The 11251-nt window shown below is 67.4% G+C and carries 16 protein-coding genes and 1 tRNA gene; 2 read left to right on the top strand and 15 right to left on the bottom strand.

Features of this window, described 5'->3' with window-relative positions; genetic code table 11:
* Nucleotides 1-27: 27 nt before the first annotated feature.
* From AB7U46_RS16650 to AB7U46_RS16580, 15 genes are all read right to left on the bottom strand, one after another.
* Complete coding sequence (locus AB7U46_RS16650; RefSeq protein ID WP_428338108.1) at nucleotides 28-1068, bottom strand: ribonuclease E/G; 1041 nt, start codon at nucleotides 1066-1068, stop codon at nucleotides 28-30.
* Complete coding sequence (locus AB7U46_RS16645; protein WP_428338107.1) at nucleotides 1065-1640, bottom strand: Maf family protein; 576 nt, start codon at nucleotides 1638-1640, stop codon at nucleotides 1065-1067. Before AB7U46_RS16645 ends, AB7U46_RS16650 begins: the two co-directional genes overlap by 4 nt.
* Nucleotides 1637-1855, bottom strand: a complete 219-nt coding sequence (gene infA / locus AB7U46_RS16640; RefSeq protein ID WP_096430625.1) for a translation initiation factor IF-1 — start codon at nucleotides 1853-1855, stop codon at nucleotides 1637-1639. Before infA ends, AB7U46_RS16645 begins: the two co-directional genes overlap by 4 nt.
* A gap of 81 nt (nucleotides 1856-1936) precedes the next feature.
* On the bottom strand, nucleotides 1937-2839 hold the full coding sequence (locus AB7U46_RS16635; RefSeq protein ID WP_428338106.1) for a carbon-nitrogen hydrolase family protein: 903 nt from the start codon (nucleotides 2837-2839) through the stop codon (nucleotides 1937-1939).
* A complete protein-coding gene (locus AB7U46_RS16630; RefSeq protein WP_428338105.1) occupies nucleotides 2836-3417 on the bottom strand; it encodes a GNAT family N-acetyltransferase in 582 nt (193 codons plus the stop codon). The genes AB7U46_RS16635 and AB7U46_RS16630 overlap by 4 nt, the downstream gene beginning before the upstream one ends.
* Entirely contained in the window at nucleotides 3417-3824 is a 408-nt protein-coding gene (locus AB7U46_RS16625) for a ketosteroid isomerase-related protein (protein ID WP_428338104.1), read from the bottom strand. Before AB7U46_RS16625 ends, AB7U46_RS16630 begins: the two co-directional genes overlap by 1 nt.
* Nucleotides 3825-3827: 3 nt before the next feature.
* On the bottom strand, nucleotides 3828-4280 hold the full coding sequence (locus AB7U46_RS16620; RefSeq protein ID WP_428338103.1) for a low molecular weight phosphatase family protein: 453 nt from the start codon (nucleotides 4278-4280) through the stop codon (nucleotides 3828-3830).
* Nucleotides 4280-4762, bottom strand: a complete 483-nt coding sequence (locus AB7U46_RS16615; RefSeq protein ID WP_428338102.1) for a UPF0262 family protein — start codon at nucleotides 4760-4762, stop codon at nucleotides 4280-4282. The genes AB7U46_RS16620 and AB7U46_RS16615 overlap by 1 nt, the downstream gene beginning before the upstream one ends.
* A gap of 1 nt (nucleotide 4763) precedes the next feature.
* A complete protein-coding gene (locus tag AB7U46_RS16610; protein WP_428338101.1) occupies nucleotides 4764-5201 on the bottom strand; it encodes a hypothetical protein in 438 nt (145 codons plus the stop codon).
* The gene (hisD, locus tag AB7U46_RS16605; protein ID WP_428338100.1) at nucleotides 5201-6514 is read right to left on the bottom strand and encodes a histidinol dehydrogenase; all 1314 of its coding nucleotides are present in this window, start codon (nucleotides 6512-6514) and stop codon (nucleotides 5201-5203) included. Before hisD ends, AB7U46_RS16610 begins: the two co-directional genes overlap by 1 nt.
* Nucleotides 6515-6698: 184 nt before the next feature.
* Nucleotides 6699-7175, bottom strand: a complete 477-nt coding sequence (locus AB7U46_RS16600) for a GNAT family N-acetyltransferase (protein ID WP_428338099.1) — start codon at nucleotides 7173-7175, stop codon at nucleotides 6699-6701.
* Entirely contained in the window at nucleotides 7172-7648 is a 477-nt protein-coding gene (locus AB7U46_RS16595) for a DUF2948 family protein (RefSeq protein ID WP_428338098.1), read from the bottom strand. Before AB7U46_RS16595 ends, AB7U46_RS16600 begins: the two co-directional genes overlap by 4 nt.
* Entirely contained in the window at nucleotides 7645-8475 is an 831-nt protein-coding gene (locus AB7U46_RS16590) for a GIY-YIG nuclease family protein (protein WP_428338097.1), read from the bottom strand. The genes AB7U46_RS16595 and AB7U46_RS16590 overlap by 4 nt, the downstream gene beginning before the upstream one ends.
* A gap of 68 nt (nucleotides 8476-8543) precedes the next feature.
* A complete protein-coding gene (gene murA, locus AB7U46_RS16585; protein WP_428338096.1) occupies nucleotides 8544-9812 on the bottom strand; it encodes a UDP-N-acetylglucosamine 1-carboxyvinyltransferase in 1269 nt (422 codons plus the stop codon).
* Nucleotides 9812-9988, bottom strand: a complete 177-nt coding sequence (locus AB7U46_RS16580) for a hypothetical protein (RefSeq protein WP_428338095.1) — start codon at nucleotides 9986-9988, stop codon at nucleotides 9812-9814. Before AB7U46_RS16580 ends, murA begins: the two co-directional genes overlap by 1 nt.
* Before the next feature lie 116 nt (nucleotides 9989-10104).
* Here AB7U46_RS16580 and AB7U46_RS16575 point away from each other — a divergent pair.
* Together AB7U46_RS16575 and AB7U46_RS16570 are read left to right on the top strand one after the other, a co-directional pair.
* A tRNA-Thr gene (locus AB7U46_RS16575) sits at nucleotides 10105-10179 on the top strand.
* 90 nt (nucleotides 10180-10269) lie between these two features.
* Entirely contained in the window at nucleotides 10270-11244 is a 975-nt protein-coding gene (locus AB7U46_RS16570) for a hypothetical protein (RefSeq protein ID WP_428338094.1), read from the top strand.
* Nucleotides 11245-11251 lie beyond the last annotated feature (7 nt).

Below are 11251 nucleotides of genomic sequence, written 5' to 3'. Positions count from 1 at the left end.
CCGCCGCCTTGCCGCAGATCGGACAGCTCATGCGCGCCCCTCCAGAAGGCCCGCAAGCGCCACGCGGTCACGTTTGCGCACCAGCTCGTAAAGGCCAAGCGGCGTCCAGCCGGCGAGGCTCGTTTCCGCCGCCTCGCCCTTGAAGGCGACGCGCAGCTGCTGTTCGAGCGTGGCGCGGTCGCGCTTTGGCATCGGGGCGAAATCGACGACGACCTGACCGCCGAGGCCGCGCAGGCGCAGCTGCCGCGGCAGGTCGCGCGCGGCGGCGATATTGGCCTTCAGGCTCGCCGCGGGCGAAGTGTCGGGCCCGGTGTTCACGTCGACCGCGATCAGCGCGCGGGTCGGTTCGATCATCATGTGGCCGCCGCCGGGCAGCGCCACGCGCGGCGAAAGGATCGCATCGACCGCCTCGAGCACGCCATGCGCCTCGAACCCTTCGACCACCTCGTCGGGCGCGGGATCGGCCCATTCGCGCCAGGCCTCTTCCTGCGGTCCGGGCGCATCGACCAGAAGCTCGGGCGCGCCGGAAAGATCGTCGAGCACCGCCTCGGCGAGCGCGCGGGTGCCCGAGATTTCCTCGACGATGTCGCCCTCCTCCGCGCCCTCGCAGGCCGAACGCAGGATCAGCCCCATCTCGGAGCCCGCCATCGCGCCGGCGGCAAGGCTTTGCAATTCTTCGCGAATCTCTTCGTCATGGATGCGGCGGGAGACGTTGATCCCCGGCGCGCCGGGGGTGACGATGCCGTAGCGCCCCTTGAAGAGGAGCCGCGTCGTGACCGGCAGCGCCTTGCCCGGCTCGGTCCCGCCGGAGACCTGGACGAGCACCGATTGCCCGGGGGCGAGGCCCTTCGCGTCGCGCAGGAACCCCTTTTCGCCGCCCGGCAGGGTGACGAAGACACCGCCCTGCCCCTTCATCTGCCGCTCGATCCGGCCGCGGCAGATCGCGCCCGGCGCAAGCGCCACCGCGTCGGAGCTGTCGACGATCAGATCCTCAAGCTGGCCATCGACCATCAGCGCGGCGGCCTCGAGCCCGTGGAGCTCCCCCAGAACGACGATGCGGCCTTTCATGCGACCTCCTCGCAACGGATGCCGGCGGCGGCGAGCAGCGTCGCGGTTTCCGCGAGCGGCAGGCCGACGACGCCGGTGAAGGATCCCTGGATCCAGGGGATGAAGGCGCCGGCGCGGCCCTGGATGGCGTAGCCGCCGGCCTTGCCCTGCCACTCGCCGCAGGCGAGATAGGTGTTCACGTCTTCGTTCGAGAGCGGGCGGAACCGCACCACGGTATCGACCAGCCGCTCGCGCAGCCCGGTGGCCGAGCGCACGGCGACGGCGGTCAGAACGTGGTGGCGACGGCCCGAAAGCAGCCAGAGGAACTCGGCCGCCTCCTTTTCATCGGCGGGCTTGCCGAGGATGCGGCGCCCGCAGGTGACGGTGGTATCGGCGCAAAGCACGACCTCATCCGCGGCACAGTCGAGCACCGCGGCCTTTTCCCGCGCCATGCGCGCGACATAGTCGCGGGGCGGCTCGCCCTTGCGCGGGGTCTCGTCGATGTCGGGGGCGCGGATCGCGGCGGGCGTCAGCCCGAGCTGGGCCAGAAGCTCGCGTCGCCGCGGGCTCGCGGAGCCGAGGATCAGCTTCACTTGAACCGGTAGTTGATACGACCCTTCGACAGGTCATAGGTGTTCATTTCCACCTGAACCCGGTCGCCGGCCAGAACACGGATGCGGTTCTTGCGCATCTTGCCTGCCATATGCGCGATGATCTCATGGCCGTTTTCCAGCTCGACCCTGAACGTCGCATTCGGCAGGAGTTCCTTCACGACGCCGGGGAATTCGAGCATTTCTTCCTTGGCCATGGTCACTCCAGTTGGGACGCCCGCTGGATTCCGCGGGCGCGGGATAAATGCGCCCGCAAGCGGCAAATATCAAGGCCAATGTCAAGGATTGCGGGGCTTTTCCCGCGCAATCTCGATCTGCGTCGCGCGCATGAGCTGTTCGGGCCAATGCGCGAAGGTCAGCACCGCGCCATTCGAGCGGCTCTCGATCACCCGGTCGATGTCGACCTTCGCGCTGACCCAGCCCGGCTCGTCGATCAGCCCCTCGGCGATCACCCCGGTCTCGGGCCAGCCGGTATCGGGCGGGCCGTAGATCGCGGCGGCGCCGTGGTTCTCGTCGACGGCGGGGCACCAGGGCGACAGCCCGACGACCGCCGCATGCACGACGACGCATTGATTTTCGAGCGCGCGCGCCATCGCGCCGATGCGCACCCGCGAATAGCCCTCGATCGCGTCGGTGCAGGAGGGCACGAGCAGGATCTCGGCGCCCATCTCGCACAGGCTGCGCGCGAGCAGCGGGAATTCGCTGTCATAGCAGATCAGCACGCCGATCTTGCCGATCCCGGTCTCGAAAAGCGTCATCCCCGTGCTGCCGTCGATGCCCCAGAGCTCGCGCTCGAACCGGGTCATGATCGCCTTGTCCTGCGCGCCGACGCGCCCCGAAGGGCCCATCAGCACGGCGCGGTTGCGCAGCGCGACGCCCTCGCGCGCGGGGCCCGAGGGGGTGAGGATGTAAAGGCCGAATTCGATCGCGAGCCCTTCGATCAGCGCCTCCATCGCCGGGCGGTGGCGCAGCACCTCCGCCACGGCAAGGTCGAGATCGGCCGCCACCTCGGCACCGCCGAGCGCCGCAAGCTCCATCGCCGCATATTCCGGAAACACCATCAGATCGGCGCCGCGCAGCGCCGCCCCCTGCACCCAGGCCCGGATCTTCGCCGCATAGGCCTCCCAATCCGCGATCTGGTCGAGCGGATAGGCGGCGGCGGCCAGCGTGACATGTCTCATAGCTTACGCCCCCAGAATTGCAGCGATTTCTCGCTTTGCCGATCCTCGCCGAGATCGGTCCATTTGAAATGCGCCACGGTGCCGCGCATCGGGGCGTAGCCGCGCTTTCGCCAGAAGGCGTCGAGCGGGCGATAGCCCTCGGGGCGCAGCGGATGATCCGCGGGCCGGATCACCGAACAGAAGGCGGAAAAGGAACGGCCAAGCGCGCGGGCGTGATCCTCGCGCGCGTCGAAAAAGGCGTGGCCAAGCCCCCTGCCCCGGTAATCGGGCAAAAGCACCGACTCGGCGCAGTAGAAGACATCGGTGAGCTTCAGCCCGGTCTCCGCGAAGGGGGCGGCGAAATCCTCGGCGTGATCCTCGAGCGGCGTGCCGGTGGCCGCCCCCACAAGCCGCGCGCCGTCGAAGGCGCCGACGACCAGCGCCGCCGCCGACTTGCGGTAGCTTTCGAGGTATTTGCGTTCGTAGTCGAGCGAGCCGTCGTAGAGATAGGGCCAGTCGCGAAACACCGCGATGCGCAGCGCCGCCATATCGTCGAGCGCGGCATCGAGCGCTTCCCCGGTGAGACGGCGGATCTCCATCACGAGACCTGACGGATCCAGTCGGCGAGATTGTAATAGGTGGTCACCCGCGAAATCTTGCCATCCTTGAGCGAGAAGAAGCTGCCCGCGGGCAGAACGTAGCCCTGGCCGCGCGCCTCGGGCAGGCCGTCGTCGGTCTCCAGATAGGTGCCGTGCACCACGAATTCCGCCGCCGCCCGCGTGCCCGCGTCATTCGCCATCACCACGAGATCGGCGAGATGCTCGCGGTAGCAGCGCGTCATATGGGCGTTGAAGGCGCGGAAGGCCTCCACCCCGCGGCGGATCTGCCCCTCGTTCACGTGATGCTCGAAGTCATCGGACAAAAGCGCCTCCATCGCCGCGGTCTCCCCGGCGTTGAAAGCGTCGTAATAGGCCGAGATCACGGCGAGGGCATGGGTGCGGGGCATCGTTCACTCCCTGGGGGGGCCAAAGCGTTTCAGGATATGGTCGCGGATCTGGTCGCGGGTCTGCCGATAGGCGGCGAGGCGCGCCTCTCGCCCGTCGCCGATCCCGGTCGGGTCCATGATCGGCCAGTAGTCGACCTCGAGGTGGTTGTAGCGCGCCAGCTCCTGCGCCTGGCGCAGCGAGGCCGGGGTGAGCGCGATCACCAGATCGAAGGCGCCGAGGTCATCGCCCCATTCCTGCAGCTCGTGGAAGGAGCGCGCCCGGTGGCGTTGCAGATCGACGCCGATCTCGGCGCAGACGGCGATGGTGAAACCGTCGATCTCCATCTCCGATTTCACGCCGACCGACTGAACGTAGACCTCGCGGCCGTAGAACTTCTTCATCATCCCTTCGGCCATCGGCGAGCGCGTGGCGTTGTAGTCGCAGCAGAACAGGACCGAATGGGGGAGAGCGGGCATCACTTTACCGGGCTGAGGGCACAGACGAGGGTGAAGAGACGGCGGGCGGTGTCGATGTCGATCTCGGCCTTGCCCTCGAGGCGCTCCTGCAGGATGCGCGCGCCCTCGTTGTGGATGCCGCGGCGCGCCATGTCGATCGCCTCGATCTGGGAGGGCGGGAGCTTCTTCACCGCCTCGAAATAGCTTTCGCAGATCTGGAAGTAGTCCTTGATCGCCTGCCGGAAGGGGCCAAAGGAAAGATGGAACTCCGCCACCTTCTCGCCGGCCTCGGTCGAGGTGTCGAACACGAGCCGCCCGTCGCGCACGGCAAGCAGCAGCGCGAAGGGCCCCTCGGGCGCGGCGATGCCCTCGCGCCCGGGGATGGCGAAGCTGTTGTCCTCCAAGAGGTCATAGACCGCGACGCGACGCTCCTGCTCGATCTCGGGCGTGGGTGCGGGCAGGCCAGAATCGTCGATCTCGAGACGGGTGATTCTCTGGCTCATGTCAGATCTCCTCCGGGCAGGCGATCAGGGTCGGACCATGCGGCATGGCACTCAGCGCCTTGCCGGCCCGCGTCTTGAACTGCGCAAGCGGGAGCGCAGGCGAAACCCGTTCGAACGCGCTCAGTTCCCAATAGAGGAGGAATGCGTCATCCGTCTGCGTCGAGGCCGGACGAAGACGCGGGTCCGGATGCCCGCCGCGGCGCCCCGGAGGAGTGATCGCCGCAAGCCGCCCCTTGAGCACGACCTTGCCCACGTCGATACCCGGCGCCCCCCCGCCCGTCGACGAGGCCGCGATCCAAACATATCCCTCCCCGCTCAGGTCGAGCCCCAGAAGGAGTTCGGTCGCATTAGACCCGAAAGCGACACGCCCTTCGCGCTCGAACGTCTCCATCGCCGAGGGTAGATGCACGGCAGGCACGGGGCACAGAAGACAGAACATCACGCCCCCCCTTCGTTCAGCGCGTCGAGGCGGGCGCGCACGGAAAGCCCGTGCGCCTCGAGGCTTTCGGAGTTCGCCAGCGTCTCGGCCGCGGGGCCGATCGCGCGCAGCGCCTCGGGCGTCATCTTCGCAAGCGTCGTGCGCTTGAGGAAATCCATGACGTTGAGCCCCGAGGAGAACCGCGCCGAGCGCGCCGTGGGCAGAACGTGGTTCGGCCCGCCGACATAGTCGCCGATCGCCTCGGGCGTCCACTGACCAAGGAAGATCGCGCCGGCATGGGTGATCTCGAGGCTCAGCGCCTCCGGATCCGCGACGCAAAGTTCGAGGTGCTCGGGCGCAACGCGGTTCGAAAGCATCGCCGCCTCGCTCAGATCGCGGGTGACGATCACCGTGCCGAAATCCTCCCAGCTCGCCCCCGCGATCGCGCGCCGCGCGAGGGTTTCGAGGCGCTTTTCCACCGCCGCGGTCACCGCGCGCGCGAAATCGGCGTCGGGGGTGAGCAGCAGCGCCTGCGCCGACTGGTCATGCTCGGCCTGGCTGAGCAGGTCGATCGCCACCCAGTCGGGGTTCGCCGTGCCATCGGCGATGACGAGGATCTCCGACGGCCCGGCGATCATGTCGATGCCGACCTTGCCGAAGACGCGCCGCTTCGCCGCGGCGACGAAGGCATTGCCCGGGCCGGTGATCTTGTCGACCGGCGTGATCGTCGCGGTGCCATAGGCGAGCGCCGCCACCGCCTGTGCGCCGCCGATGCGATAGACCGCATCGACGCCGGCCAGTTCCGCGGCGAGCAGCACCAGCGGATTGACCACGCCATCGGGCGTCGGACAGGTGATGACGAGGCGTTCCACCCCCGCGACCTTCGCCGGGATCGCGTTCATCAGCACCGAGGAGGGATAGGAGGCAAGCCCGCCCGGAACGTAAAGCCCCGCCGCCGAAACCGGCGTCCAGCGCCAGCCGAGCTCGGCCCCGGTGGGCTCGGCCCAGCGTTCCTCCAGCACCGGCATCTGGCGGGCGTGATAGGCGCGGATCCGCTCGGCCGCGAGTTCGAGCGCGGCGCGCTCCGCCGCCGGCACGCGGGCGATTTCCGCCGCGATCTCGGCCTTGGAAAAGGCGAGCGTCTCCGGCGTGAGCGCCAGCCGGTCGAATTTCGCGGTATAGTCGATCACCGCATCGTCGCCCCGCGCGCGGACATCGGCGATGATCGCGGCGACGGCGGCGTCGACATCGGGGCTGTCCTCGCGCTTCATCCCCAGAAGCGCGGTGAAGCGGGCTTCGAAATCGGCGTCGGTGGTGGTGAGGAAATGCGGCATCGGGAGGCTCCTTCTTGCCTTCGGCTTAAGGCCTTGCCGCGCCCGGGGCAAGCATTCGTGGGCACAACGCGGGCGGCGATGCCGGGGCTGCCACGGGCAGCCCGTTCGACGGGGCCGCCTTGCACCGCAAGGCGGCTTCCTCCCGTCTCACCCCGTGAGGTATTTCAGGCAAGATGAGGGAGGGTCAGCCGAGATCCTTGACCATCGGATGGCCGAGGATCCAGCGGCCCTCGCGCGCGGGGCCGGCGGCGTGCCAGCCGTGGTGGCGGTAGAAGGCGAAGGCGGTCGCGGTCGCCGTGAGCCGGCCGCGGGGGCGCCCCATCGCGACGAGCTCGGCCTCCATCGCGGCCAGCAGCGCCGCGGAACAGCCCTGCCGGCGGGCCTCGGGGTGGACGTAAAGGAGCGTGATCTTGCCCTCCTCGAGGGCGAGCCCCGCCCATTCGATCGCGCCCACCGCCTCGATCCGGTCATGCCCGGCGACGTAAAGCCGCCCGCCCGGAGCGGCGATCATCGCGGCGACGCCCTCGGGCGTCTTGTTGGCAAGCCAGTTCACGAGACGCGCGGGGTCACCCTGGTGATCGGCGGCGCAAAGTTCGGTGATCGAGGCGATCAGCACCTCGGAGATGCGCGCGGCATCCTCGGGGCGCGCGGGGCGGATCATTCGGGATGCCGGGGCGCCTGCCCCGAAACCGCGCGATAGGGGCGCGTCACGTCGCGCAGATCGACCTCGAGGCATTCGGCCGAGACCGCGATCGCGCCATCGCCCGCGAGCGTCAGGATCACCCGGCCCGCCGGTTCCTCGCCCGGCTCCCAGCCGAGATCGAGGAGCGAAAGCACGAGATCGCCGTCGCGCCGGTCGAAGCCCTGCGAGGCGACGCCGGTCACGCCCGCGATCACGAGCAGCGACTGCACCCGCTCATAGGGGCGTTTTTCCGCCTCCGCCGCAGGCTTGTCCTCCCAGCGGAAGCGGTTGAGAAGGAGGGCGAGGCGGCGCGATTTCGCCTCCCAGCGGATCTCGGTGACGGGCAGCACCGCATCCTGCACCAGCGCCGCGATCACGCCGAGATCCTCGGCCGTCTCGGCGCGCAATGCGAGCGGCCCCTCGGCGCCATCGGCGAAGCTTGCGTCAGTCATTCTGCCTCCTGCGGAAGCCTGGCGAGCTGCGCCGCTTCCCATTCCCGGTAGCTCGTCCCGTCTTCCGTTTTCCATTGCTCGAAACCACTGTTGCCATACCCCAGGATTGCGCCAGACGCGCCAGAAGGAGTCGGGAATGCGTAAGGTTCGGCAAAGCGGAGCCGGTCGCCGTCCTCCACCAGAACCCCCCTTTCGAAAAGTTCCTTGCGCAGCTTTTTGACCGTCGGATGCCTGGCGTCATCAATCTTGCCGCGTGTGAATGAGCCCTTCTCGACGACGAACTCGCCGTTGACGAGGCGAACCCTCGCATCCGCACCAGTGCCTTTCCCTCTGATGAAAAAGACCGGATCATTTTCTGCGGCGCGCCTCGGATCACCGATGTTGGGTTCGTTCCGCGCGCTATCGACGAACACGTCGATGCGCAAGGCCGGCAGCACGATGAAGAGGGTTGCGAGAAACTCCTCCATATTCGCCTGCGCCGCCTCCGAAAGCCCGGGCCGTGCGGGCACATTGGCATTGGCGAGCGGAACGCGGCGGATCCGCTTCGCCTCCTCGATCAGCCGCGCTTCGAGGTATTTCACATGCGCCTTGTGCAGGTTGTTCGCCTGCGTGGTGATCAGCGCCGCATGGGTCCAGAAGTCCTTCTCGACGTCATGGGTGCGGATCCGCTGCGCGACATTCTCGCTCTCGCCGATATAGGCGCGCGGGCCGGTCTCGTCCTCGCCCAAGAGCACATAGACGCCGGTATGCCGCGCGGCCGGGCGCACCAGCGCCTGCGCGATCTGCGTGCGCGGGAAATAGAGCACATGGCCGGTCCAGTTGAACACTTCCGCCGTCTGCATCCCCTCGGGATTGCCGTCGATGAAGAAGAGTTCGAGCGACCGCCCCTGTGCCGTCATTCGCCCTGCACCCGTTCGATATGGGCGCCCACCGCGCGCAGCTTTTCCTCGACCCGCTCATAGCCGCGGTCGAGGTGATAGACGCGGCTCACCATCGTCTCGCCCTCGGCGGCGAGCCCGGCGAGGATCAGCGAGACGGACGCGCGCAGGTCGGTCGCCATCACCGGCGCGCCCTTGAGCTTTTCGACGCCATGCACCGTGGCGTGGCCGCCATGCACTTCGATCCGCGCGCCCATGCGCATCAGCTCGGGCGCGTGCATGAAGCGATTCTCGAAGATCTTTTCCTCGAGCACCGAGGTGCCCTCGGCGGTGGCGAGCAGCGCCATCATCTGCGCCTGCAGGTCGGTGGGGAAGCCCGGGAAGGGTTCGGTCACCACATCGACCGCCTTCACCCGACCGTTCTTGCGCTTGACCTTGAGCCCGGTCGCGGTTTCCTCGACCGAGATCCCGGCGGCGTCGAGCTTTTCGCAGAAGCTTTCGACCAATGCGATCTTGCCGCCGAGGCATTCGACCTCGCCGCCGCAGATCGCCGGGGCGAGCATGTAGGTGCCAAGCTCGATGCGGTCGGTGACGACCGGATGGGTCGCGCCATGCAGCCGGTCGACGCCCTGGATGGTGATCGTCGACGTCCCCTCGCCCTCGATCTCGGCGCCCATCGCGCGCAGACATTGCGCGAGATCGACAATCTCGGGCTCGCGCGCGGCGTTCTTCAGCACCGAAGTGCCCTTCGCCAGCACCGCGGCCATCAGGAAGTTCTCGGTCGCACCGACCGAGGCGAAGCGCATCTCGTGCACCGCGCCCTTCAGCCCGCCGCGGGTCTTCGCATGGAGGTAGCCCTCCTTCAGCTCGATCTCGGCGCCGAGCGCGGTGAGCGCGTCGATATGGATGTCCATCGGCCGCGCCCCGATCGCACAGCCGCCGGGCAGCGAGACGACCGCATGGCCGAGCCGCGCGAGCAGCGGCCCGAGCACGAGATTCGAGGCGCGCATCTTGCGCACGATGTCATAATCGGCGACCGGGTTGATCGCGCCGTGGCAGGAGGTGGCAAGCACCTTGCCCTCCTGCAGCTCGGTCACCTCGGCGCCGAGCGAGGCGAGGAGCTGGCGCATGGTGCGGATGTCGCTCAGCCGCGGCGCGTTGGTGAGCGTCAGCGGCTCCTCGCTCAGCAGCGTCGCCGGCATCAGCGCGAGGCAGGCGTTCTTCGCCCCCGCGATCGGGATCTGGCCGGAAAGCGGCCCGTTGCCGCGCACGATGATACTGTCCACTACTCGTTTCCTTCCGCCTCATCTCCCCCCGCATCCGCGGCCCGCGCGCGCGCCTGCGCCTTGCGCCGCGCCAGATTGGCACGCAGCGCGGCGGCCAGCCGCTCCTCGCGGCTCGCCTCGGAGGGCGCCTTTGCCCGGGTCTTGCCGGGGCCGGTTTCGGGGGTCTTTTCGTTCATGGCCCCCTCTCTAGCCTGTCGGTGAAAATGTGTCGAGAGAAGGTGCAAGTTTGTGCTTGCACGCCTGCGCGATGTCGTCTAATTCCCCGCCCACGGTCGCAGCCGACCAGCGCGGCGCTGCAGTAGCTCAGTGGTAGAGCACTCCCTTGGTAAGGGAGAGGTCGAGAGTTCAATCCTCTCCTGCAGCACCATCCTATCCCCTTGATGTAAAAGAAACCCCTTGTGCTCAAGGCGCTAGTGCCATTCTAAGTGCCAGAACAGGTGCCAGAATGGGGGTATCGATGGCTGCGAAACTTCGACACTGGAAAGAGAAAGACGGGCGCTACTGGGCGCGCATCTCGATCCCGGTCGAGCTTAAACCGTTCTTCAACAACAGGACGCAGCTTACCGAACCGCTTGGGGGAGATCGGCGTCTGGCCGAACGAAACCACCCAGCAGCCGTCGCCCGCCTTCTCGCGCAGATCGAGTGCGCACGCCAGCGTCACGCCGCAACCACCTTTGCCCAAGCCGAAACCGCCAGTAGCGAAGCCCCGGACACCACGCTTCGCGCAATCACCGATGACGATACGCAGCGCGCCGTATGGGACCACTACCAACGCACGCTTGCCAGTGACGCAGAGAAACGGGCCTCGATGCCCACCCCGGCCGAGATCGAGGCGGAATTCGAACGCACCATGCAGCGGATCGAAGCGGGTGAAAGCGATCCTGCGAAGTTCGGCACCTATGCGCCCTTCAACGTTCAGGCGGATTACGAACTGCTAGCCGGAACACGCCACCACGACGAACGGAATCGCGCACGAAGGCTGGCGGCGCTTCGCACCATGCTGATTTCCGGAGAGACACGCCTGGTCGACCCCGCCGTGAAGTCCTTCGTCGAGCAACAACATCTGAATGTCAGCCCGAGTTCGCGTGACTGGCGCGAACTGGCGCTGAAGATCATGCGTGCAGAGATCGAAGGGCTCGAGCGCACTCTAGAACTCGATCAAGGGGTTTTCGACGGCCAACCCAAAGACCCGATCATCAGGCAGCCTACAGCCAAGGCTAAAAAGCCTACCCCCGTTTCATTCCGAGGGCTATTCGCGGATTACATCAAGGCCAAGCAGGCGGAAGGCACCCACCTCGACGGTGGCGCGAACTGGCCTTGTTGCACAAATCGGGTGAGGGATTCACTGCGTGAATCCAGCATGATAGCTGGATGGCATGAGCAGTTGGGCCCCTACGAAGTACAAGACCACGAACTGGTCGGCTTACAATGAAGCGTTG

The organism is Paenirhodobacter sp. (assembly GCF_050177655.1).
In the GTDB taxonomy this organism is placed as follows: Bacteria; Pseudomonadota; Alphaproteobacteria; order Rhodobacterales; family Rhodobacteraceae; genus Rhodobacter.
The sequence above is the reverse complement of the archived record's forward strand: the minus strand, read 5'-3'. Positions and strand labels throughout refer to the sequence as shown.